The 24,812-nt window shown below is 36.2% G+C and carries 25 protein-coding genes; 18 read left to right on the top strand and 7 right to left on the bottom strand.

Annotation, left to right across the window (positions count from 1 at the left end):
- Positions 1 to 217 precede the first annotated feature (217 nt).
- The 6 genes from LIQ05_RS05895 to LIQ05_RS05870 form a co-directional block, all read right to left on the bottom strand.
- On the bottom strand, positions 218 to 1,132 hold the full coding sequence (locus LIQ05_RS05895; RefSeq protein WP_055155695.1) for a DUF6551 family protein: 915 nt from the start codon (positions 1,130 to 1,132) through the stop codon (positions 218 to 220).
- A 2-nt stretch (positions 1,133 to 1,134) separates the two neighbouring features.
- Positions 1,135 to 2,055, bottom strand: a complete 921-nt coding sequence (locus tag LIQ05_RS05890; RefSeq protein ID WP_055145197.1) for a hypothetical protein — start codon at positions 2,053 to 2,055, stop codon at positions 1,135 to 1,137.
- Complete coding sequence (locus LIQ05_RS05885; RefSeq protein WP_044999283.1) at positions 2,042 to 2,458, bottom strand: hypothetical protein; 417 nt, start codon at positions 2,456 to 2,458, stop codon at positions 2,042 to 2,044. The genes LIQ05_RS05890 and LIQ05_RS05885 overlap by 14 nt, the downstream gene beginning before the upstream one ends.
- A complete protein-coding gene (locus tag LIQ05_RS05880; RefSeq protein ID WP_055145192.1) occupies positions 2,418 to 3,206 on the bottom strand; it encodes a hypothetical protein in 789 nt (262 codons plus the stop codon). The genes LIQ05_RS05885 and LIQ05_RS05880 overlap by 41 nt, the downstream gene beginning before the upstream one ends.
- Positions 3,203 to 5,056 (bottom strand): recombinase family protein, encoded by a 1,854-nt coding sequence (locus LIQ05_RS05875; RefSeq protein WP_055145187.1) that lies wholly within the window; start codon positions 5,054 to 5,056, stop codon positions 3,203 to 3,205. Before LIQ05_RS05875 ends, LIQ05_RS05880 begins: the two co-directional genes overlap by 4 nt.
- Before the next feature lie 129 nt (positions 5,057 to 5,185).
- Entirely contained in the window at positions 5,186 to 5,575 is a 390-nt protein-coding gene (locus LIQ05_RS05870; RefSeq protein ID WP_008374249.1) for a helix-turn-helix domain-containing protein, read from the bottom strand.
- A gap of 225 nt (positions 5,576 to 5,800) precedes the next feature.
- Here LIQ05_RS05870 and LIQ05_RS05865 point away from each other — a divergent pair, with 225 nt between their 5' ends.
- The 7 genes from LIQ05_RS05865 to LIQ05_RS05835 all read left to right on the top strand — a co-directional run bounded on the left by LIQ05_RS05865 (position 5,801) and on the right by LIQ05_RS05835 (position 13,716).
- A complete protein-coding gene (locus LIQ05_RS05865; protein ID WP_055057201.1) occupies positions 5,801 to 6,016 on the top strand; it encodes a hypothetical protein in 216 nt (71 codons plus the stop codon).
- A gap of 124 nt (positions 6,017 to 6,140) precedes the next feature.
- Positions 6,141 to 6,461: a helix-turn-helix domain-containing protein gene (locus LIQ05_RS05860; RefSeq protein WP_013976760.1), complete on the top strand. Its 321-nt coding sequence runs from the start codon at positions 6,141 to 6,143 to the stop codon at positions 6,459 to 6,461.
- A 57-nt stretch (positions 6,462 to 6,518) separates the two neighbouring features.
- The gene (locus LIQ05_RS05855; protein ID WP_055297401.1) at positions 6,519 to 7,007 is read left to right on the top strand and encodes a hypothetical protein; all 489 of its coding nucleotides are present in this window, start codon (positions 6,519 to 6,521) and stop codon (positions 7,005 to 7,007) included.
- 110 nt (positions 7,008 to 7,117) lie between these two features.
- A complete protein-coding gene (locus tag LIQ05_RS05850) occupies positions 7,118 to 9,919 on the top strand; it encodes a DNA methyltransferase (RefSeq protein WP_101884911.1) in 2,802 nt (933 codons plus the stop codon).
- A gap of 20 nt (positions 9,920 to 9,939) precedes the next feature.
- Positions 9,940 to 11,661, top strand: coding sequence for a DUF262 domain-containing protein (locus LIQ05_RS05845; protein WP_173715843.1), 1,722 nt, complete (start codon positions 9,940 to 9,942; stop codon positions 11,659 to 11,661).
- Positions 11,662 to 12,857: 1,196 nt separating this feature from the next.
- Positions 12,858 to 13,025 (top strand): transposon-encoded TnpW family protein, encoded by a 168-nt coding sequence (locus LIQ05_RS05840; RefSeq protein ID WP_015513594.1) that lies wholly within the window; start codon positions 12,858 to 12,860, stop codon positions 13,023 to 13,025.
- 79 nt (positions 13,026 to 13,104) lie between these two features.
- Positions 13,105 to 13,716: a class I SAM-dependent methyltransferase gene (locus tag LIQ05_RS05835; RefSeq protein WP_055196438.1), complete on the top strand. Its 612-nt coding sequence runs from the start codon at positions 13,105 to 13,107 to the stop codon at positions 13,714 to 13,716.
- 428 nt (positions 13,717 to 14,144) lie between these two features.
- Here LIQ05_RS05835 and LIQ05_RS05830 read toward each other — a convergent pair whose 3' ends face one another.
- Complete coding sequence (locus tag LIQ05_RS05830) at positions 14,145 to 14,942, bottom strand: helix-turn-helix domain-containing protein (protein ID WP_055196437.1); 798 nt, start codon at positions 14,940 to 14,942, stop codon at positions 14,145 to 14,147.
- 240 nt (positions 14,943 to 15,182) lie between these two features.
- Between LIQ05_RS05830 and LIQ05_RS05825 the strand changes: the two genes are divergently transcribed.
- The 11 genes from LIQ05_RS05825 to LIQ05_RS05775 all read left to right on the top strand — a co-directional run bounded on the left by LIQ05_RS05825 (position 15,183) and on the right by LIQ05_RS05775 (position 24,811).
- Positions 15,183 to 16,286, top strand: a complete 1,104-nt coding sequence (locus tag LIQ05_RS05825; protein ID WP_101884916.1) for a tyrosine-type recombinase/integrase — start codon at positions 15,183 to 15,185, stop codon at positions 16,284 to 16,286.
- A gap of 18 nt (positions 16,287 to 16,304) precedes the next feature.
- Positions 16,305 to 18,035, top strand: coding sequence for a tyrosine-type recombinase/integrase (locus LIQ05_RS05820; protein ID WP_055196435.1), 1,731 nt, complete (start codon positions 16,305 to 16,307; stop codon positions 18,033 to 18,035).
- Complete coding sequence (locus tag LIQ05_RS05815; RefSeq protein WP_226819361.1) at positions 18,022 to 19,530, top strand: tyrosine-type recombinase/integrase; 1,509 nt, start codon at positions 18,022 to 18,024, stop codon at positions 19,528 to 19,530. Before LIQ05_RS05820 ends, LIQ05_RS05815 begins: the two co-directional genes overlap by 14 nt.
- Positions 19,514 to 19,921, top strand: a complete 408-nt coding sequence (locus LIQ05_RS05810; protein ID WP_008374214.1) for a DUF6262 family protein — start codon at positions 19,514 to 19,516, stop codon at positions 19,919 to 19,921. The genes LIQ05_RS05815 and LIQ05_RS05810 overlap by 17 nt, the downstream gene beginning before the upstream one ends.
- 20 nt (positions 19,922 to 19,941) lie before the next feature.
- A complete protein-coding gene (locus LIQ05_RS05805; RefSeq protein WP_055151993.1) occupies positions 19,942 to 20,322 on the top strand; it encodes a TnpV protein in 381 nt (126 codons plus the stop codon).
- 131 nt (positions 20,323 to 20,453) lie between these two features.
- Positions 20,454 to 20,750: a hypothetical protein gene (locus LIQ05_RS05800; protein ID WP_055151996.1), complete on the top strand. Its 297-nt coding sequence runs from the start codon at positions 20,454 to 20,456 to the stop codon at positions 20,748 to 20,750.
- 139 nt (positions 20,751 to 20,889) lie between these two features.
- Positions 20,890 to 21,234 carry an ATPase, T2SS/T4P/T4SS family gene (locus LIQ05_RS05795; protein ID WP_318289500.1) on the top strand — a complete coding sequence of 115 codons (345 nt, stop codon included), beginning with the start codon at positions 20,890 to 20,892 and terminating at the stop codon, positions 21,232 to 21,234.
- Positions 21,231 to 21,983 (top strand): type II secretion system F family protein, encoded by a 753-nt coding sequence (locus LIQ05_RS05790; protein ID WP_226819359.1) that lies wholly within the window; start codon positions 21,231 to 21,233, stop codon positions 21,981 to 21,983. Before LIQ05_RS05795 ends, LIQ05_RS05790 begins: the two co-directional genes overlap by 4 nt.
- Before the next feature lie 3 nt (positions 21,984 to 21,986).
- A complete protein-coding gene (locus LIQ05_RS05785; RefSeq protein WP_226819357.1) occupies positions 21,987 to 23,003 on the top strand; it encodes a type II secretion system F family protein in 1,017 nt (338 codons plus the stop codon).
- 84 nt (positions 23,004 to 23,087) lie between these two features.
- Positions 23,088 to 23,267 (top strand): Flp1 family type IVb pilin, encoded by a 180-nt coding sequence (locus tag LIQ05_RS05780; protein ID WP_226819355.1) that lies wholly within the window; start codon positions 23,088 to 23,090, stop codon positions 23,265 to 23,267.
- Between the two features lie 44 nt (positions 23,268 to 23,311).
- Positions 23,312 to 24,811 carry a DUF5702 domain-containing protein gene (locus tag LIQ05_RS05775; protein WP_226819353.1) on the top strand — a complete coding sequence of 500 codons (1,500 nt, stop codon included), beginning with the start codon at positions 23,312 to 23,314 and terminating at the stop codon, positions 24,809 to 24,811.
- Position 24,812 lies beyond the last annotated feature (1 nt).

The raw sequence follows: 24,812 nt of genomic DNA, 5'->3' as shown, positions 1-24,812 counted from the left end.
GTGTAGAATACATTTTGTTAAATATCACACTGTATTTGTTTACAGGAAAGAGTATCCGGTAAAAGCAAATATTTGGAATGGGTATTCATATATAAGGTGGCGGATGGAGCGGTTGATGAATTTGGGATAAGATAAAATAGTGATTGCATGAAAGAGAGCCTTAAAGCAGGGTGTTCTTTTGAAAGTATGGATAGAATTAAAGGCTGAAGGCTCTGCGCTATTCGTTTGGCAGAGCCTGAGTATTCTCTTGATCCGTAGAAAATAAATCTAACTGACCTTCTGGAGTGGAACTTTGACCGGATTCATCTTCAGTTGATGGTTCTCTTTTTTTGGGTGTTTTATGAGTGTATAATTTCTCAAAAGGAAGTGAATACTTGGATTTTTTATTGTATTCTAGTAAAAGAGCTTCTGCGAATCCTAATGAACCGGCACGACGTTCTCTGGCAGTACGACTGATTTCTCTGACAGAGACACGCCCAACTTTTTCTTTGAAGGTGTCATCTTTCATTGTTTCTCCATAAGCATTATCCAGACGGGCAATAGCATTAAGCATATTGGAACTAAAGGACATAGGCGCACCTTCCCATGTGGCAACACAAAGGCGTAAAACACGATCAAGAGTGTGAAAACCATATTTTTCATAGATATTAATTAAAGTGGATACAGCACATATACCTCCGGGGCGAGAGGAAGAAGTAATAGTGAGATCATATGATTCAACAAGGTCACGAATAATAAGTTCTCTATCATTACCAGCTTCAATATTAGCCATGAATATTTCATAAGGTAATAACGATTTGACATATTTCATCTGATTTGCAAAAATATCTGCTTCTTGGGTGTAAACAAGATCATCATAAACCATACACCAGACAGGAGTTTCTCTTGATCCAGAGACGAGAGCAACAATCTCTATAGTGTGTTGTCCGTTGAACACATAATTTATCCCATCACGTCTACTTACTTTTACAGGGTTTATCTGATAAAGATCAAAATTAGCTGCAGCACGCTGAACGTGTTTGATGGAAAGATTACGTTGATAATCTTGATTTGAACATAAATTTTTAATAGGTATTTGCTCAAAATGCACTTGGGGAACAAACTTTTGTAAATCTTCGGTATTTCCATCCATAATTATATTTCCTCCAATTTTTTTAAAATATTATTTGTGGTTGATATTAGACACATAAGCTGATATTTAAGCTTATATTTTGCTGTATCAGATGCAATTTTAAAATCTGAAACTTTTAATACTCTTTCGATAGAACTGTTCCACGAGGGAATCGTCAATGTAAGACTTGCAATTTCCGCATCTGGATCAAATTGTGGCAGGTTGCGTATTGAAGGAATAGAAACGGAAGATTCTTTCCTTAACATCGGTTTGGCGTAATTATTCCATAGTAATTCCCTTTTCATATCATGATAACTGAGATGTTCTATCTTTTCGGCAAGAAGGTAGTTATTTAGACTTAAAAGTTGCTCTTTTGGTAATCCTGAAAGCTCAATAATATTAGCTTGGGAAATCCAGAGTTGACCAGAACGAACTCGTTTGACAAAATCCGGAACTTTTTCATCAATTATATCTAGTGCACTACTGTAAGCAGAATATTTGTAAACGGTAGCCATTGCTACATTACATTCTTCGGATATTTTTTTTGCTGCGATGCTTGCACCGGAAATATGAGATTTATTCGTAGATGAAAGTTGTCTTGAAACTATAATTTTTTCAGCATCATATTTTTTCCCAATCAGGTATTTTTTATTGATATTGGTTAAATCCTCTCGTTTAAGTTGGTCAGTACATATCCATGAAATTACATCTTCTTTACTGGAAAAATGGAGTCTTTTTATTCGGAAAGGAATACTGTGTTTACGAAATAATTCATATGCTTCTATACCATTAATGACAATACCATTCCATGTGCAGATGGGGGTGTGATAGGAATGACATAATATCTGTTGTTCAAGTTGTTTATAATCTTTTTCACTGAGATATTGATACAAATTGGTGAATTCTAGTTTTGTTTTTAATGTATATATACTATAATTGCGCATACTCATCTCCCATTATTTCTGATTTGAATTCTGTTTGTGGCAGTTTTGTGATGATGTTATCCATGGAAAATAGAGCTATTTTTTTATCTGGGTAAATATTGCCTTCTAAACGAAAAATGTTAAATTTCTCCCAAGAAAGGTTAAGTTGGGAAAGTGAATATAGTAATTCTCGGCTGTACAATTCATAACTGTTACCATTGATGACAAAATAATCCTTAACTTTATGTGCCAATTTATCCTCCGCACAACTAGCCTTTATACCTATCATTTTTTGATCAGGATTAACAAGAAGTTGAATATATTCTGGGTTACCAATTTGACGGAGTGTATTGCGGTGGATTCGTATACGATTCTTTTTAAAGTCAATACATATTAGTGGATGGGAAGAGTGTTTGTTGTTCATAGGATTTTTCCTCACTTTCTGCTGTTGATGGTTCTTTTGCTTTTTCTATGGATTTATCAGTTGCCTTCTTCTTTTCTTGTATGTCAAATACTGCGTAGCCTTCAAATATATTGACTTGCATTGATTTTTGATGTTCTTCCACTGGAATACCGAACTGATTCTTCCATTCTTCAGGATAAGAAGGTGTCCTAGCAGTGGTTACAGTTCCATTGTCTTTTAGAGTACGAGGAAATATTTCAGGTGAAGTTAAATCGAAAATGAACAGTATTTCATTGCCAGAACGAATTAGTTTGCCGAGAATCTTGTACCGATAATTAGGATTCCAGTCCATGAGAGATATCACTTTAGCAAAGAAAATTCGACAGGTGATTTGTTTTGGCGAACGCTTTTTTCCAGAGGAACACCAACGAAAAGAGTCTTTTTCTTCTTCTCGACAGGGACGGACAGCCAGTTTTTTTTCAATGGGATTGACTAATATTTGCACATATTCGACATCGGGTAGTTTTTTTATGCAGGCGGTATTTACAGATACCTTGTAGTTATTAAACGTAAACGAAGGTTCGTAAATATGAGCGAAGAATTCGCCACGTACAACTTGATAACCGTCATAGCTGAAAGAATCATCGTCAATGACTTCCATTTGATTTGAGGGGCTGGGCGCGACTGTTATTGGCATAGGTGTGTTGATTTTCATCATATCAGAAGGTTCTGTAGTCATATTCCATTGATTTATAGGTTGCTCGCTCATTGGGTGTCTCCTTTAATTTCTGTAATAATATTCTTTATATTTTGTATAATGGTTTCTTTGGGAGTGGTTTGTAGCTCGGGTTCTTTATAAGGTTTACTTTCTGAAGCAGTCTGCCAGTTTTTGTCTGCTGTAAATTCTGTTAATTCTGGCGCTTGAGACTGAGTATAGTAATTATTACCGAAGCTATTCATCCAGTCGGCAGGATAAGCTAACACACTCTTAGAATCAGATATTGTATCAGGCATGTTGTTATTGGGGGCGGATACGTCGTTGGTACTTGTCGGTATTCGTATTTCTGTATCGTCCATGTTGAAAATAAGGACATTTTCATTGCCTTTTTGGTGGGCAACTCCTAATATTCTATATTTGCATTTTTTGTCCCATTTAAATATCTCGTATAATGTTGGCAAAAATGCAGCGCCGGAAATTGGTTTTGGAATAAGTTGACCATCTTTGAGACGTGACCACTGCACTTTATTTTTTGTTTCAGAGGAACATGGTCGGATAGCAAGTAGTTTTGAGCTTGGGTGTATTAGCAGTTCGACAAATTTTATGTTTGGAAATTTCCGTATAGCATCTTTGTTAAAAGAGATCTGTTTATATGAAAAAGAAACAGAAATCCGACCAACAGAGGAGAAAAATTGTCCTCTGGCAACTTCATAGTCTCTTAAATCGAAGGAACCGGCGGAAGCAGTAATTGTATCAGGTACATTCATATTTGCCGGTTTAAGGACGCTTTGAGATGCTTCAAAGTAGTCTCTAGCTTTAAATCCAGACCATCTTGGATTAATGCTTATAAATCCACTTAGAGAGCCTTCTTGTATCACATGTAATTCTGGTAAAATCTCTTTATTTCCATATTTCGCATTTGTAATTAATTTTTGAACAGCTATGAAATCATCTCGGGAGATAATAGCTTCGTGATGTCCGACTTTTCTGTATTGATTACGGTCTTGATTGTTTTTCCTTGATTTATGGTCAAGATAATTAGGAGTCCATGTTTTTCTCGCCAGAACATCTCCACAATGGCGTTCATTTTGAAGGATTTGTAGTATGGTACTGGATGACCAGACATCATTATTCTTTTTTGTTTTACAACCGAGTTCTGTCAAAGAATCAGCAATTTGTTGAGTACTGCTTCCATTCAGATACATATAAAAAATAAGCTGCACAATTTTAGCTTCATGTGGATTGATTACAAGATCTCCATTTTCGTCTTGGTCATATCCGAGCAGAGGAGGTGTAAGGAATATTCCCCGACGAAAACGCATTTCAATGGAAGAATTCATAATTTCACTTTTGGTATGACTTTCTTCCTGTGCAAGTGTTGACATGAATGACAGAATCATTTCGCTTTTGGGATCAAGAGTATTTAAATGCTCTGTTTCAAAAAATACACCGACGGGTGGACGGAGTGAAGAAAGCTCTCGTACATATCGGATACAGTCAACAACGTTTCTTGCAAATCGGGATACACTTTTTGTTATGATTAAATCAATTTTTCCGGCTTCACAATCTTCAATCATTTTTTTGAATGCATCTCTATGTTGAAGCGAAGTGCCTGAAATGCCTTCGTCGGCATATATTTCGACAAGCATCCAATTCGGATTTTTATTTACTACATCCTGATAATGATTTTTCTGTAATTCATATGAGGATGTTTGGCGTGGATCATCCGTAGATACCCTTGCATATACAGCTACTCGTAGTTTTTTTTCTGTTTTAAAAATATCCTCTGGTGGAAGTGCCGGAATTACTTCCAGTTCTTCTGGATCAATACCTTTGTATCTTTGCCGGATTCTGGCTTTCTGTTCATCAATATTACTGCTTCGTTCTTCACTTTCTTTCATCAATAGCGACATCCTTTATAGTTGATACAACTATCATAGAATTTTTGGATTGAAAAAGACATAAACCATCCGTTAAGTGATTAACGGATGGTTTATGTAGAAATAGATATTTGATTGTTATTGAATGATTTAATAATCATTCGGGTTATCAGCATCGTAATTGTGTTTTGAGGATAGATGCCAATCATTGATTCGTAAAATATTCTTTATGGCTGAAAGAACCTCGAATATGTAACGTTTTTCAGTGCTGGTACAATCTGCCATTAATAAATCAATATCAGTTTGATATTCCGTAGGATTGTATAACAAGTTTCCATAGAGTAATTCATCAATAGTAATTTCAAGGGCATTGCTAATTTTGATTAAAGATTCTAAACTGGGTTTACGCTTGGCATTTTCTATATAGCTTATATAAACAGTAGAAAGATCAGCGATTTCAGCCAGCTCCTCGGCAGATAATCCTCGTTGTTTGCGGGTTTCTCTTATACGTTTGCCTATAAGTGCATAATTTATTTCCATGTCCTCACCTCCTTTCCATCACAACTTGACTTTTTTGTGTTGTAGATAGAAAAAATGGTGAGCTATACAATAGTAATTGGTTGCATGAAAAGAAGTATATCATATGTATATAGCAAAAAGAAGATTGTCGATTGATGGGAGAAAAAGGCGATAAGTTGTAATTGAACAACAGCGAAAAAAAGGTTATTATTTATGTATTAAAAATTATGTCTGAGAGGAAAATACATGGCAGATAAAGAGGAAATTAAAACACTGGAGGAATTAGAGGAAAAAGGAAGAATACTGCGGGAGTACAAAGAAAAATTCCGGCAGATGTGCCAAGAAAATAAAATGATAAAGGGTTCGACAGTGCTGAAACTATATGATAAAATTGAAGAGGTACAAAGAGAATATGAGCATTTAGATAATAAGCTGACATTAATGGAATACAACTTTATATAGTTCTATTTTTTTTGTTTTAATACTACTGTTTCCCTTAGTAAATACTTGTAAGATACATCTCTAATATTTTTGCGGATTTCTAGTTACAATTAAGGTAACTACTATCGGAAAGAGGTGTATTTACTTGCGTACAGAGGATTATATTGCGGACAATATTATAGCTTTATGTAAAAAACGTGATATGAGTAAATATCGGCTGTCACAATTGACTGGTATATCTCAATCTTCGATTGGAAAAATTATTGCTAAAGAAAGTTTACCAACCATGCCTACTGTAGAAAAGATATGTGATGCACTGGGAGTAACAATGGCACAATTCTTTGCCGGAATGGATGTTCCAGTAAGCTTATCAGAATCACAACAAGAGGTTCTGAATATTTGGAATAATCTTGATGAAAAAGAACAGAATGTAGTGATACAAATGCTCCGGGGACTTCAAAAATAAAGGAAACAGTTGTAACGAAAATGTTGACTGTTTCTTTTTTTATGGAGTTGGGAGATTATGGTGATTGAAAAGAAATATTATGATATTGCACAGCGTGAATTGGAAGAAATGCAAAGAGAAATTAATGAAGAAAAAGCGCAAATGTCAGAAGAAGAGATACTAGAGGATAAAAAATGGCATGATGAACAATTGGAAACAATTATTAAAAAGGCAGAAGCTCATATGCGTCGTTTTAAGAAAGTTCCAGATCCTCAAAAAGTAGTGAAGTTCACTTTTTTACAAAAAGATGCATTGGAAATTGCACGAAATATGCAGATGAATATAAAAACTGAGCGTAAAGAAGATGATTTATGGGGGACGATAGAAATGTCATTTAATAATATGTGGTTTTTAGATTCAGCTCCTAGTGAATGGAAAGATATTTGGAATAACTTGATGAAAGAAGCGCAGAGAGTGTATATAGAAGCAAAAGATAACATGATCATGTATCAATATTATTATGATTTGGCGGTAGAAGTTCCTTGTGTGCAGACACAATACAAATAATGATATATGAATGCTGTTCTGTAATAATTTTATGATATACTGTGGATATGATATGTAAAAATAGTCGGAGAAAGATTTGTGAATGCACGATTATTTAGGAGGAAAAAAGCATGACAGATGCAGAACAAAGAGAGGCTGCCCGTCAATTTGTAAACCGATGGATGGGAAAAGGGAAAGAAGATGAAGATGGACGTTCTTATTGGATTGATTTATTGACGAACGTTTTGGGAATGGATAATGTGACAGAACGTTTGAACTTTGAAAAGAAAGTTGTAATTGATGGAAATACAAAACGTATTGATGTATATATTCCTGAAACACGAGTAATTATTGAACAGAAGAGTCTTGGAAAAGCATTGGATCAGAAAATCAGGAATTCAGGAGATGTTGATCTTACTCCATTTGAACAGGCAGACAGATATAATGGAAAGCTGACTTTTGATGAAAGAGCTCGGTGGATTGTTACGTCAAATTTTGCGGAAATTTGGATTTATGATATGAACCAGAAACAGCCAGAACCGACAAAGATTGCTTTAGATGAATTACAAAGCAAATATCCATTGTTGGATTTCTTGGTAAAAAAAGAAGTAAAGACAATATCGCATGAAATGGAAGTATCAATAAAAGCAGGAGATATTGTTGGGCTTATTTATGATGCGTTTTTAAAACAATATCGTATACCGGATATTAAAGAAAAAGATGAAACGTCCGAACAGAAAGAAAAAAGAGAGCATAAATTAAAGAGCCTGAATGCTTTATGTGTACGGATTGTCTTTTGCTTATATGCTGAAGATGCTGGAATTTTGGGTAAGAGAAATATGTTTCATGATTATTTGGAAACATATGAAGTAAGGGATTGTCGAAGAGCATTAATAGAATTATTTAAAGTATTGGATACGCCGATATCAGATCGGGACGAGTATTTGGAGGAAGATCTTGCTCAGTTTCCATATGTAAATGGCGGGTTATTTGCTGATGAAACTATTGAGATACCACCTTTTACAGAGGAAATTAAAGAATTACTTCTTACAAAAGCGTCAGAAGATTTTGATTGGAGTGATATTTCTCCAACTATATTTGGAGCCGTATTTGAATCTACATTAAATCCTGAGACCAGACGTTCTGGAGGAATGCATTATACATCTATCGAAAATATTCATAAAGTCATTGATCCACTGTTTCTGGATGATCTGAAAAATGAACTGAAAGAAATTCAGCAGATAACGGTTCAGAGAACAAAAGATAAAAAGCTGAGAGACTTCCAGACAAAGTTATCAAATCTTCGGTGGCTTGATCCGGCAGCGGGAAGTGGAAATTTCCTTACAGAGACATATATCAGTATCCGACGATTGGAGAATGAAGTCATAAAAGAATTGCAGAGAGGACAGATTACTTTTGGCTTCGATGAATCTTCTCCGATTCATGTTTCTATTAATCAGTTTTATGGAATCGAAATAAATGATTTTGCTGTCACAGTTGCCAAGACTGCATTGTGGATTGCAGAATCACAGATGATGAAAGAGACAGAAGACATTGTTCACATGAATCTGGATTTTCTGCCATTGACAACTAATGCATTTATTGTGGAAGGCAATTCTTTACAGATTGACTGGGAGAGCGTTGTACCGAAATATCAGGTATCATATATTATGGGAAATCCTCCGTTTGTTGGTGCTAGAGTAATGAGTTCTGAACAGAAAGATGATGTGAAAGAAATTTTTCAAGGCTGGAAAAATGTTGGAAATATGGATTACGTTTGCTGCTGGTATAAGAAATGTGCAGATTTTATGAAGAATACATCAATACGAGCTGCATTGGTTTCGACAAATTCTGTTTCCCAAGGAGAAAGTGTTGCTAATTTGTGGAAACCACTATTGGAAAATGGCGTGCATATTGACTTTGCATATCGAACATTTCAATGGGATAGTGAAGCAAAGATAAAGGCCCATGTGCATTGTGTGATTATTGGATTTAGTATTGCGCCTTATGATAAACCCAAAAAGATATTTACAGATGAACGATATCAAATTGCAAAAAACATCAATGGATACCTGTTAGATGCAGCGAATGTATATGTTGAGAGCAGAAACAAACCTATCTGTAATATTCCAGACATAGGAATCGGAAATAAGCCGATTGACGGTGGCTATTATCTTTTTGAAAAAGATGAAATGGAGGATTTTATAAAAAAAGAACCTGAAGCAAAAAAATACTTTCGCCCTTGGTATGGCTCAAAGGAATTTATTAACAGGTCACCGAGATATTGTCTTTGGTTGGGTGAGTGTAGCCCAGCAGAATTAAGAAAACTTCCAATGTGTATGGAAAGAATAAGGGCAGTAAAAGAATATCGGCTGCAAAGTACAAGCGCTGGAACTGTTAAATTGGCAGAAAGACCAACAAGGTTTCATGTGGAAAATATGCCAAAGGAGAATTATATTGTAATTCCTGAAGTATCATCACAACGAAGAAGATACATTCCAATGGGATTTTTTACACCTAATATTTTTTGCAGTAATCTTGTGAAAATAATTCCAGATGCAACACTTTATCATTTTGGCGTGCTTACATCTAATGTTCATATGGCATGGGTGCGTGTCGTTTGTGGGCGATTAAAAAGTGATTATCGTTATTCTAAAGATATTGTTTATAATAACTTCCCATGGCCGGAGCCTACCGTCCCACAACGGCAAAAAATCGAACAGACTGCACAGGCAATCCTTGATGCCAGAGCATTATATCCGGACAGCAGCCTTGCAGATCTTTATGATGAACTGACTATGCCACCGGAATTGCGAAAAGCACATATCGCAAATGATAAGGCAGTTATGGCAGCCTATGGTTTTGGCATAAAAATGACAGAAGAAGAGTGTGTTGCAGAATTGATGAAGCTATATCAAAAAATGCAAAGATAAGTAAGGAGCAACGAAGAAAGATGGATGCACATAAAGCGTTAATTACCAATATTTTTAACAATTCTACGTTGGTGGAAGTTCCTTTTTTTCAGAGATCATATGTGTGGAAAGAAGACCTTTGGGGACGACTTCTTGAAGATATGGAGTTTGTAGTAAAGACAAAAAAACCACATTTCTTGGGTTCTATTATTCTGAAAGAAGGTCGAAAGCCTAAATTGGGAGAAAACTTTGCGGATTGCAGAACAATAGTTGATGGTCAGCAACGATTAACAACTTTTTTGATATTTATGAAAGTGCTTTGCTTAAAATTAGGACAGACTGCGTTGTTTGATTGCCAATTTAGAATCATGGGTCAAATGATTGCGCTTAGACATGGAAGGAACGACATACAGGCTTTTGAAAAAGTAATGTCATTGAGCAAAGCGGAAATAATTGATAATCCAGAGCCGGTGTCCAGAATAATTGGAGCATTTAATTATTTTGTGGAACATATTGACGAAAGTAAGCTGGACATTATGACAATATTTGTAAATACACAATTTGTTCGTATTGATTTGGATGCGGATGAAGATGAACAGCAAATTTTTGATACAATTAATTCCTTGGGCGTAAATCTAACTACATCTGAATTATTAAAAAATTATTTTTTCAATCGAGAGACTGTTGGCGAATATGAAAGAAAATGGGCAGATGTATTTGAAAAAAATGATGAGACTAAAGTATATTGGGATAGGGAAATTGAGACAGGACGAATAAAGAGAGCAATTATTGACATATTCTTTGATTCCTATTTTCAATTATTTATTCAGGATAAGCAGTATAATATTTCTAATGAAGACAAACTTATGTATTCTAGGGTAGACAGGCTTGCTCAGTCTTATCAGCATTTCATCAATAAGTATTGTGGTGGCAATAAAAATATTGTGCTAGATCAGATGAAAGAATATGCAGAGTGTTTCAGAAATAATTTGAACCCAAATCAATGTGGAATGAGTATACCGAAGGAAGAAGGTATTGAACGTATAAATGTTGTGATTTTTGGATTAAAGAATACAACGATGATACCATATATTTTATATATTGCAAAAAACGTGCAGGACAAAAACGAGCTAAATAAAATGTATGGAATTTTGGAAAGTTATATAATGAGAAGAGTTGTGGTACATGCATCTACTAAAAGTTACAATAATTTATTCACTTCATTGATTTTGAATAAAGTGCTGGATTCGCAGACTTTAACTTTACGTTTAAAAGGAATTGGTGATGCAACTACATATTGTCCAGATGATAATGAAATGAAAATTGGCTTTGAAACATCAAAACTGGTTAATCTGCAATCGAAAGGAATTATTTATTTGCTAGAAAGTAAAATTCGTTCAGACAATAGTTCTACAGCATTGCTTGGATTTAACAATTATAGTTTGGAACATTTAATGCCAAAGAAATGGAGAAATAATTGGGGAGCTTGTGCGACAGAAGATGATGCAAAAAAGAGAGATTCTCTATTATTGACATTGGGGAATTTGGCGATTATTCCGCAAGCTTTAAATGCATCTATACGTGATGCTGCATGGAATGTAAAAAAGGCGGGGAAGGGACAAAATAAACCAGGCTTACTTTTGTGTGCGAGCGGACTTTATACATTACATGACGTACTTCAAAAAAATGATTGGAACGAACATGAAATAGAAAATCGTGCAGAATGGCTCTTAGCTAATGCACAGAATATTTGGAAAATATAGAATATTCCCAATCCATAAAAGCTGAATGAAAACCAATATGTGAATTTTACATGTGTTACAAAATTTGTAAAATTTTCATATTGGTTTTTTTGGTAATCTGTAAAAATTATAAATTTGGATATCGAGTAGGGTTTCGGATTTTTGATTTTTATGTATTTTTCAATTTTGGATATGGCTCCGAAATTGGCAATTTTGCGGAAGTGTATCCACACTTCCTGTCCTTGCTGTTTTTATAATCACATGGTGATTTCACAGGGATATAGGGCTGTTTAGCCTATTTTTTCTCCCTGTGCTGTGACCGAAGAAATTCGAGGAACCAATTATATATTTATGCTGAATGTGAGGAACTGGGGAGCACAATCCTCAGCAAGAATCCTACGTCCGGAAAATATCATATTGCTAAAATAGCGATATGGTATTACCGGGGTGGATCTTGCTCTAGTGTATACTGAGACCTCGGCATAAATAGAAAAATGGGTTTGGGGAATCCCCAGCAAGATGAAAACCTGATAAGAGAATATTGTGATGAAAGACAATATTGTTAAACACAGGTGGATCTTGCTCTGGGGTAAGAAAGAAGTATCTTTATATTATCAAAATGATATTTGGAGTTTATGTTGTTGGAAAGTCGTAAGCAGGAAGATAACTTCAAGTTGTTGGTGCAAATATAATGAATAGAAGTGTCCAGTACATTTTTGGTGATGGGTATTTTGGTGGAATCCATTTTTATTTATTTTTGAATAATAAAATTTTGAATCTGCAGCCGATTCTGCCTGCCGGACAATGTTTTTAGATATCTGTAAACGTCACGGACTGGAACTTGATGAAGAACCATCGGATGATGGAAGAAAGTATTTGGAAACACGATAGAAGCAAACGCTGTACTTATCGTCTTGTCTGGCAGGGAAGATTATTAGGGATTAACCAGAGAGATATCGGCAGAGAAAACAGAAGTGATAGACAATGATATTTGTTAGATATGCTTCTTGTCGTTGGCTGCATCATATTAAAACGCTTTTTACGTTAAAAAAGTGCTGTGATCACAAGGCTTTTTGCAAGCAAAAATGAAAAGGCTATATATAGGTAGCCTGTGAAACTGGAAGTGCCCATTTTGGGCCTGATTTAAAGAATAATGTTCTGACAGAGACCAATGGAATGACTCTCTGCTGGGGCTCCAAAAGAAAGGAAAAATGATTATGGAAAAAATGATGAATACAAAAACAGAGGGTAACACATTTACAAAGAAAATCGGGCAGACAGTCTATGTTGTCCGTTATCATTTCAATGAAAATGCAAAGGAAACAATGCAGGAGAAGATTAACCGGATGCTGGTTACAGAAGCAAGTCGACAGGCAGTGTATTAAAATTAGGTGGATGTAATTGAAGAAAAAATATGATATCATGTGAGTAACAAATCGGAATTTAAAGAGGAGGAATAATGCAATGAACTTCTTTGAAAATACTCGTAAGCCACAAGGCTTCGGCGGAAAATTGATGACGAAGATGATGAACATCGGTCACGCCAAGTTATCACAATGGGGATTCTCAAATATCTCAGTGAATCCGGACGCTACGGTACTGGATGTTGGTTGCGGAGGCGGTGCAAATATTGTAGCCTGGTTGGGCAAATGCGGAAATGGACATGTGACAGGAATGGATTATTCGGAGGTCAGCGTGGCAGAATCTCAAAAACTGAACGCCACCGCCATTAAACAAGGGAAATGTTGCGTGGTTCAAGGTGATGTATCTGCTATCCCTTTTCCTGATGCGGTTTTTGATTATGTATCTGCTTTCGAGACAGTTTACTTCTGGCCTGGATTGGAAAAATGTTTTTTTGAGGTAAATCGGGTTCTGAAAAACGGAGGGACATTCCTGATTTGTAACGAATCTGACGGAACGAATGCCGCAGATGAAAAATGGACAAAGTTGATTGATGGTATGAAGATTTACACCTCTGATCAACTCATTGCTGCTTTGAAAGAAGCAGGTTTTACAGAGATAAAAATGTATTCAAATACAAAAAATCATTGGATAAGTATTGTTGCAACGAAATAGCTAATTTCCTGTTTGTAGAATTCAAAAATTTAATATGAAATGTGAGATAGAGCGTATGGAAATAATCTATACGTTCTATTTTTTGCCTTTTTTGAAAAAGTGATTCAAAAACTATTGACATTTTGTTACTGGTAGAAGCAGATGGTTATAAAAAGCTTTTGATAACTATGAGTGCAAAAACAGATAGCTGCGAAAATTTATTATGAGCTAATAGCAAAATTTGATATTTTGTGATATTGAGGGTATGGGGAATCGTAATCTCCATCAAGTTTGTCAGAGAATCATAATCCAGAAATGGAATTTTGAGTTACTCTAGGCGATACTTACTTTAGAAAAATGATTAGCCATAATGAGTTGGAACGTGGGAGGAGGAAGTGCAAAAAAAAGAGAGAGCCATAAGTAACTCTCTCTGTGATAAAATCAAAAAGTTATAGTATCAGTGGTTCGGTAAGATTACAAAAATCCTTAACAGGAATATTTTCTTTAAGTGGTAAAGCTGTCTCTAAAAAGGTTTCGTCTGCAAATCTTTCGAGTTCAGAATCAAAATGTATAATTGAAGCATTTGTATTTAATTGATATGGCGGAATTGTAACAAAATAATCATAATCTTCGTAAGAAGGAGTGGCGCAAGAAACTTTGATTTTTCCGCCCAATTTCAATTTTGCAAATTCTCCATAAATGGCAGTTAAGGCTTTTTTTCTTTCTTCATCAGAAATAATTCTATCTACATATCTAATGTACCAATAATCTATATTTCCCTCTTTTAATTCAATTAAATAATCGTATGATCTGGGTGTTCCGGATTTTATTGTCCATTCAACTTTATGCAGACTTGTCATCATGGAAAGTCCACGCATTAAGGTAGAAAAAAATTTTTCATGCACCTGAACAGTAGAGAGATCCAGAGAAAATCCATTGTCTGCAATTATCTTTTTCCGTTCCCGTATTTTCTTAGAAGAATATCCCGTTGCATCATATAATTCTTGGATAAGTTCTGGATCATCAATGGCTTTTGCAATTTTATCAATAGTGCTTTTATATGGTCTTCCAGATCGGGCACCGTTGAGCATTCGTGAAATGGTTGCATTATTTAAGCCTGTTTGTTCAGATAATTCTTTTTGTGTTTTTTTCTGTAAAATGATTTGAAGTATATTGATGAATCTTTCCTGATCGTAAACGCTGTCAGGATTTATTAGTGTGCCTGAATTTGATATAAATTCGTTCATTCAAATCTCCTCTTGACTTCTTTGACTTTGTATAAATTGACTTCTTGTATTTTATCTTATCAATTATATCCCTAAAAATCAATTTAAAACATAAAGAAATCAAAAAATGCTTTATTGATATTCCTTTAAAAGTCAAAGAAGTCAAAAACGTAATTGACATTTTGATATCTTTGTGTATAATGTAAATCAAGAAGTCAAAGAAGTCAAACAAATCAAAAAGAAAGGAAGGAGGGCTGTGGATTGAAATATAGGGTTGTTTCGGTTTTGAAAGATAATAGACCACGTTTTTTGATTACTTCTGATATTGAAGAAATTGAAATCCTTCCATCAAAGTATTTGAAGCATCTGGATCAGATTAATGCTTCTCCGAATACTGTAAAATCCGCCGCCTTCGCACTTTCATATTATTACAATTATCTGCAGGAGCAAACGATAGGATTGGATGAGATTACATTGTTATCCTATTCAGAGCAGAATAAACATTTTATCGATTTCTTGTATTGGGTTAAGAGTGGAAAGCATACTGAGCATAATACACAGACGAGTAATAAGACCTGCAATATGTATCTTGGTGCAGTCTTCAGATACTACCAGTTTTTGGCACTGGAAGATGTTTTGCCAATGCTTAAAGTCTTACGAGTAAAAAAAGTATCGTATTTTGACAGTATGGGAGTAAATCATCAAAATGCAGTGAATTCGTTTAAAGGTTTCTTCAAAGAAGAAGAACCTAATCTGGAAGAAATAACATCCGAAGAAATACAGGAGCTGATAAATGCCTGTTCGAATGATAGAGATCGATTGCTGATAGCAATGATGGCAGAAACCGGTCTTAGATTAGGGGAAATTCTGGGAATCCATTATACCGAAGATATTGATTTTAAAAGAAGGACGGTTCGGGTAAGGTATCGTGAATCCAATACCAACTTGGCAAGAGCAAAAAATGCAGAATATAGAATGGCTTTGTTAAGTAATACAACTTTTGAGTTCTTGGTTAAGTACATTTCTGATAATCGAAAAAGTCTGATGAACTCGGAGTATCTATTTACAAAATTGACTGGAAAAAACAAAGGAGAGCCATTAGATGCGGATTCTGTGTATAGCATGTTGAAAAGGCTATCCAAAAAAACGGATATCAATTCCCATCCGCATCAGCTCCGACACTATTTTGCGGAGGAAAGAAGAAAAGAAGGATGGGATTTGAATGACATTCGTTTTGCCCTGGGGCATAAGAAAGTTGAAACTACCATTAAATACTTGGGTGAAAATAATGAACGATTGATAGAAGCGACAGATCAATACTACTCAAATAATGAAGATTTATACCAAATTGCAGATTTTCTGTAAAAGGAAGGAGGGATTACCTTGGCAATATTAAAAATTGTTCCTAAGTTATATCAGGAAAAAATATCCGAGAAATTAAAGGAAGAAATATCTTTAGTTACGAATGGAGAAGCAAAATACTATAACCGGTTATACAAATTTTTCCAGTATACAGATATACAGTGTACTGCAGATATTAACTATGAAACGAGAAAAATGTATATGGATTCTCTTGAAAAAGAGGATATTTCAGAAAAATATAAAGCGGAATTAATGAGCTTATTTGATCGTTTAAAAATAGAAAATATGCCGGATGTCTATTCACAAGGAAATCCCTTCTTTGTAGAACAGGAGTTTTTTAAGCAAGACAAATTGTTTTTGCTGTATGTCCCCAATAAGAAGAAAGCACAATCTTTTCGTCAGGTGGTCGATAAGAATGATTTGTTATGGGACTTAACGAGGATACATTCATCACAGTTGGTGCGACAGACAAAAATATTGCTGTGTGAAATTCTGAATATGGATAAGGTACAAAGACATCGAAGATATTTTTTAGAACCATTAAAAGCACTTATACGGTTTTGCGATAAGTACGGAATAGATGATATTGAAGAAATGGAACAGGCAGACGAAAACAGATTTTATCTGTATTTAAACAAGGAGTCGGAAATTATAAAAAAACAGGCTTCTAAGATTGTTGAGTTTGCGAGAAGAACGTTATTTCTAACAGATTCAGAGACAAATTGGCGAGCGTGTATCTGGTATATGGATAGGTTTCAGTTTGATAAATCGAGAATCAATGCCAGTTCACCTGTTAAAAGCCTTTCGTTTATTAATATTTACGAAAAAGAAAATCGTTGGTATTTACAATTATACGCAAAATATTTGGTCGGGATATCTGATCTGTCTTTATCAAATATCCGAAATACAATAAGTTTTATTTCACAATTTTTAAAATATCTGGATGGACAGAGTAAGAAAGTAACTGAACTGGAGATGCAAGATATAGCGGATTATGTGTCTGTTTTGGATGAGTCCGATATTAAGTATTCCACTTTTAACCGATATATCACACATATGCATACATTTCTACAGTTTTTGAAAATGAAAAATATTGAAGTGTTGAAGTTTTATCCGGAACGATTTTTAAAAAAAGGTTTTTCGGAACACAATGAAAGAAGTGTTCCAGAAAAAACAATTGCTCATCTAATTAAGGAGCTGCCGGCATTCCCAGAGCATTTACAGTTGATGTATTTGATTTTGTTTTGCACAGGAATTAGGAAAAGCGAGGTTTGTACAATAAAATCGGGAGCCTTTTATTCACAAGGCAATGAGAATTGGATGCGCATATATCAAAGCAAAATGCGGAGAGAAAAAGTCATTCCTGTTCCCAGTTTATTGGTTGGACTGGTGAATGATTATGAAAAAAAGTACGGAATAAAAAATGGGGAGTATTTATTCAAAAATAAAAAGGGTGGTGCATTTAATGGACAGACATTTTCAAATCAGATGATTCGGGAGTGTAAGGCTCGTGGGATTGCCTGCGGAGATTATATCTTTAGAGCACACGATTACAGACATAACCTTGCAACTTCAATGTACGGAAATGGGGTTTCTATACAAGGGGTACGAGATTATCTAGGACATTCAAGTGAGAATATGACAAAACAGTACATTGATTTCATGCCGGAACGTATTGTATCGGCTGAAGATAAATATTTCTCTAAAAATCAGTCATTTAAATTGAAAGGAGCAGAAGATGATGAAAGGTAATATTAATTTGATTTCGTATGACTGTTATCAACAAGCTACAGAAAAACAGTTGGCAGGACTGAAATGGAAGGAAAACAGGGTGTACTACATATCAGAGATTCATAATGAAAAGATGCAGGATGAGATTTATGGGTATATCGATGATAGATGTAGACGTTTGTCATTATCAACAGTAGTAAATGATATTTACAGATTTGATCTGTTGAAAGAATTTCTGAATGAGAAGTGTACAAGTTGTAGCAGCATCACTGATAAAAAATGGGAAGAACTGGAGAGAAGTTATAAAGCATTTTTATATAAAAAAGGATTGGCGCTGTATGTTAGAAGAAATAGACCAGATAGGCGGAATGTTGAGCAACAAAGTAGCGCTCAGGTTTCTTTTCTGAAAATGTATTATGAGTATGTTGTGAAGTGTAAAACAGCAGGTATTCCAGAAAACGAAAAAGATGTATGGGATATGAGAAAGTTGGATATTGTGCCAAGGAGTAATCCGATTCGTGGAAGATATAGATTAGATTTTCGTGAGATCAGGCAGAAAGAATTTAAAGAGATAATAAAGAAAATATTGTATAGCCACTGCCAGACAAAAGCAATGGGTAGTATAAAAGGTGAATTGCGTGGATTCCGTCGGTTTGCTAGTTTCATGTATGATCGATTTCCAGAAGTAAAGCACTTTACAGAAATTAGCAGGGATATGATAGAAGATTATCTGGTTTATATAAAAACGGATACCGGTCTTACATCAGTCAGTTACACGACAGAGCTGTCGGTTTTGGATAATCTGTTGGATGAAATAGGGCGTGAACTGGAAATAGGAAATATATGCAACCTTTTTCTATCCAGTGATTGCAGAGCATATGACAACGCTTTACCAGAAGCGTATTCAGATGCAGAAATCAGAAGATTTAATTGTGCATTAACAAAATTAAAGCCCCAGTTAGGCAGATGTTTAATAATACATCAGATGCTCGGTACAAGAATAGAGGATACGTTGACTTTGCGAAGGGATTGCTTATCTGAGAAATCTGGACATTATTTTATAACTATTATCCAGCAGAAAACAAGGAAATACAAAAGACCAGTTAGCGATCAGCTGGCAGAATTGATTAGAAAAGCAATAGAAGTTTCAGAAAAGGAGCATCCAGATTCAGAATATATTTTTCTTCAAGATAATGGAAAATTGTATACAGATTCAATGCTGAAATATCATGTAAATATCATGATTTATGAAAATGATATCAGGGATGATAATGGAAATTATTTTGAGTTTCGTACACATCGTTTTAGACATACTTTTGGAGTAAAACTTACAGAAATGAAATTAGATGATGATAGCATTGCAAGGCTGTTGGGGCATAAGGATACACGAACCATACCACATTATCGGCGGTTAAGAAACGAAGCATTAGCGGAGGACACAAAGGCTGTACGAGATGAAATGAATGAATTATTAGCACAATACAGGAGGGAAAAGGAAAATGCAGAAACACGATAAAATGGTAGCACTGGCAAAAGAAAAAAGTGCGGAAATGACGGAAACAGCAATAACAGCTATTGAAACAATGTATAGAAAAAATATAAAAATTTCAGTTGCTGAACTTACAAAACTAACAGGACTTTCCAGAGGTTTTTTCTATAATAATCCGAATGTGAAACAGGTCATGATGGAATTGAAGGAAAAACAACAGGGAATGATATTGCGAAATCCTAAAAGTGATGCTATTGCAAAAGCACAGGAAGCACGGATTAAGAGTTTAGAACAGAAATTATCCGATAGTGTTCCGAAAAACGAATATGAAAGTCTTCAGAAAAAATATGAAGAATTACAGGTGAAATATAGTCAAATGAAAAAGGGAACACTGTTGAAGATGTACGACCAATTATAGGAAGAAAAGGAGAATATTTTATGCAGAACGAAATTTATGATGAGAAAAATGGACTTACTTATATGTTATGTGGTGATTATTATTTGCCAGAATTGGCACTTACAGATATCGAACCAACTTATGGGAAATATGGGATGCTTCGTAAAAGCTATTTACAGGAACACAGAAAGGCAAAATATCAAATATTGTTGTTACAAGGAAAACTTGTCGAGCATTTGAATCAGATTGATGCAGAAGCAAGGGATAGAGAAGAACAATTAGTAAAACAGATGATGGAGAAAGAAGGAATTACAGAGGAATTAAAAAGGCAAGACAACATGGAATGGACAAGGAGGATGAATACCCTTTGTCATGATGCAGAAGAGATGATTTTGACGGAAATGATATACACGAAAGGATAATGAACTGTATTGGATAGCAAGAATTTTGCAGCCCGGATAGCAAAAAAGTGGAAGTCCGGATAGCAAAAAAATGGAAGTCCGGATGGCAAGATTCTTGCTGTCCGGAAAGATAAAAAAGGGAGGGATTAAAAATGTTGGTTAAGTACATAATAAAAGTGTTTTTATATTTAATTCTTGCAGTAATGACATTGATTCACTGGTTATTAAAAATTCCGATGATATTGGGAAATATTTTGCTTTACTTTTTATCAATTATATTTATTCTGACAGGTGTTTTGAGTTATGGATTTGCATTGGAATCTGCAAGAGAATGTGGTAGAATGATAATAATTGGGATGGCATTTGGTGCAATACCAGATTTTGTCCCATTTTTGGGAAAAAGTTTAGAGACATTGGTTGCAAAACTGTTGAGTATGACAAATGAATGAGAAAGTCGATATGAAAGAGGGCTGTGAAAGGCGCTCTTTTCTTTTTGCAACTGTGGAATGGCAAGATAATAACGTTATATACAGTGTATATTAAGTACAGATATTGTATTTCTGCATGATGGGAACATAGGGAGTCCATATAAAGGCACTGAATACAGGGCATGAAGGAAGCCTTGGAACTGCACATGCAAACAGCTGTCGCGATATGTTGGCCAGATTGGAGATTATGACTTTGATGGCCGAACTGGAGCTGCCTCTTGCAGCGGTTCGAAGACAGATTGCTTCCGGAGTAGATATTTTGATCCATCTTGGCCGTATGCGTGATAAATCCAGAAAGCTTCTGGAGGTTTCAGAAGTATGTGGATACGAAGATGATGAGATAAAAATACAGCCATTATACCAGTGGCAGGAGGAAAAAGGACTGGTGCAGGCCGCACCTCTTATGCATAGAGAAAAACTGGAACGTGCGGGGGTAAAGCTATGAACGGAAAGAATCCGGATTATGAGATATATCATTATTCTGCAAAGGAGATTGTCAGATATGTGGCAGAATGTGCTGCATTATGTTGTGTAGTGGATTATCTTTTTTATAAAACACCATGGGTTCTTGTGGCTATGCTGCCGTTTTCGGTGTTTTACCTAAAATGGAAAAAGAAGCAGCTGATCAGAGAACGGAAACGTCGTCTTAATTATCAGTTCCGGGATGCCTTGAATTCTATGAGTGTGGCAATTCAGGCTGGCTATTCTGTGGAAAATGCCGTTTCAGCCTGTGTACGGGATCTGGAACAGCTGTATACGAAAAACGAAGATATTGTAATGGAATTTCGCTACATAGAAACCCAGCAGAAAGTAAGTGTACCTGTGGAAGAATTGTTCCTGGACCTGGGAAAAAGATGCCAGATCGAGGATATCGAGAATTTTGCATCTATTTTATATATAGCCAAAAGAAGCGGTGGTGATCTTGGAAATGTGATCCAGAAGGTTGCAAGAATGTTAGGAGATAAGATTGATGTAAAAAAGGAAATCGAAGCTACACTAGCGGCGAAAAAGTCAGAGCAAATGATCATGAGCATTATGCCAGTGGGGATCATTCTGTATCTTCAGCTGACCTCTCCGGGATTTCTGGACATGCTTTATGGAAATCCATTTGGAATCTGTGCCATGACAGTCTGCCTTGCAGTGTATGGAACGGCATATTGGATGGGCAAAAGAATTGTAGAAATCGAGGTGTAGTGGATGTGGCTCCATATTGTCATTTTTGTTATAGTTTTAGTCCTGACCGCAGGGAGCATTCTGGGCTGGATCCAGGTGGGGCAGATTGGTACTGTAAAGGGAAGAAAATTATTTCTTGTGGTTGTTTTGGCTGGAAATACGATTGGAATGCTTCTTACCTATACCAAGGGCGGCGGTCAGCTATTGAAGGACGGTTATGAACTGAAAAAGGAGGAAGACCCCTATGAAGAAAAATTTATGGTATCCATGGAAGGAGAAGAAACAGGCAGCGTATACATACAGATTCCGGAAAAAGAACTGGAAGAGAAAGAATCCGGGGAACCGGAGGAGCTGACCACAGATGAGAAAAGAGAGCAGCAGCTTTTGAAATATGTGGAAAGCTATAACAGCGAACTGGAAGATCCAGATTATTATTATCTTCCAGACAACTGGGATGGCAAACAGCTGGAATGGAAAACACCCTATGACAACACCGGTAACCTTCTGGCGGCTATGGCCATTGCAGCGGCTCTGGCGGTGATTGTTATAACTGCCAGGGAGGAACAGAAAGCCAGAGCGAAAAGATATGAAGAGCTGATGATGGACTATCCGGGGCTGCTCATGAAGTTTACCCTGTTGGTTCAGGCCGGTATGACAGTTCGAAATGCCTTTCGTAAGATGGCAGCAGATTATAAAAGAAAGAAGGAAAAGCGTATCGCATATGAGGAAATCGTCACAGCCTGTTATGAAATGGAAAGTGGAATTTCCGAGATGGAGGCGTACAGGCGCTTCGGAGAGCGGTGCGGACATGTGAAATATAAAACATTCGCCACACTTTTGATCCAGAATCTTCAGAAGGGCAGCCGCCATATGGGAGAAATGCTGGAAAAAGAATCTGTGGAAGCCTGGGATGACAGGAAAAGAAAAGCAAAAGTCCTTGGAGAAGCAGCAACTACAAAGCTGCTGGTGCCAATGATGCTTATGCTTGGGGTGGTAATGGCAATCGTTATGCTGCCAGCCTGTCTGTCCTTTTATGGATAAATCCAATCTGAGGGGATGCTCTGGCAGGATAAAAGTACCAGAGGATGTCCGCAGAAATTTATCAGGCAGAGGGAGGTGAAAGGTATGAGAGAGTTGCGCAGACTTACAAGGGAATTTCTGCAGGAGGAAGATGCAGTAGGTGTTGTGGAAATCATTCTGATCCTTGTAGTTCTTATTGGCCTGGTCATGATTTTCAAAGACCAGTTAACCAGTCTTGTAAAGAATATTCTGTCAAAGATCACAAAACAAAGTAACTCTATTTAACGAAATCCAAAATAGCGAACAGAATCAAAAAGGAGAGGTGCTCCATGGTAAAAAGAGGAAGTATTACAGTTTTTCTGGCGTTGATCCTTGGACTTATTTTGTCCCTTCTGAGCTCAGGACTCGAGTCAGCAAGAATGGCTGCGGCCAGAACACAGATACTAAATGGAATGGATATTGGACTGTACTCATTGTTTGGACAATATAATAAGTCCCTTTTAAAGGACTTTGATCTATTTGCGGTTGATGGATCTTGTGGGGGAAAGGAATTGGATCTGGCTTCTGTGTACGATAATCTGGAATCTTATATGAAGCCTGTGATGAAGCAAAATAGTCAGAAATTGTCAGTACAGCAAGGCGGGATATCCGGTTATCTGCTAATGACAGATTCAGATGGCGAGGTTTTCTATCAGCAGTCAGTCCAGTATATGAAAGAAACTCTTGGTAGCCATGGGGCAAAACTCCTTTTAAACAAAATTCGTAACATGCAGAAAAAGACAATAGCTGCAGAGAAAAGGGGAAATGAAATAGAAAGTAAAGGAACCATTGAAAATTATGAAAGTGAGATGGATTCTGCCCAGCAGAAAAGTCAGGCTTTGCTGGAAGAAAAGAAAAAACAGGAAGAACAGCAGGAGCAGAGTGGATTTACAGATGGTAAAATGCTGCCCTCTGCTACAGAAGAAACCCCTCCTGTTAAAGTAGAAAACCCAATTCCGGCAATCCGAAGAATCAGATGGATGGGAATCCTGGATCTTGTACTTCCAGCAGGAGCAGAGGTTTCTAATAAAAAAGTAAAGAAAAAGGAATTGGTATCGGGGCGAAAACTGGAAACGGGGCTTGCAATGGAGGATACGGTAAAAACCGATGGTACCCTTATTTCACAGGTTTTATATCAGCAATATCTGGTGGAAAAACTGGGAAATTATATGGAGCCTGGAAAAGGAGGATTAAGTTATCAGATTGAGTACATTATAGGCAGAAATAACAGTGATAAAGCAAATCTGAAATCCATTGCGAAAAAATTATTGCTGGTAAGGGAAGGCATCAATGCTGCATACATAATGTCGGATTCTCTTATGATGGCGCAGGTGCAGGCATTGGCGGCTGCTATAGCAGCAAGCTTTCTCATTCCGCCTGCCGCAGTTGTGATCGAAGGGGCTTTGATCCTGTGCTGGGCATTTGCAGAAAGTATTCTGGACGTAAGAGAATTGTTTGCTGGTGGAAAAGTACCGCTTACGAAAAATGCATCAAACTGGCAGTTGTCCTTGCAGGGAATGCCGGCACTTGTAGATAAGCTGGATACAGACCGGCAAAATGATGAAAAGGGATTGTCCTATGAAGACTATTTGCAGATTTTTTTGCTTACCTCATCTAAGGCACAGAAAATCGAAGGGGGTATGGATATGATCGAAAGTTCCTTCCGTGAGACTGAAAACTGGGAGGAATTTCAGCTGGATCACTGTATTACCGCACTGGAGGCCTCTGTGGATGTGAAGGCAAATGGAAAGAAAACTTATACAGTAGCTCGTGAGTATCACTATATTTGAA

Source organism: Blautia glucerasea (assembly GCF_020537505.1).
Lineage (GTDB): Bacteria > Bacillota > Clostridia > Lachnospirales > Lachnospiraceae > Blautia_A.
Note: the sequence above shows the minus strand (reverse complement) of the source record. Positions and strands in the feature narration are given on the sequence as shown.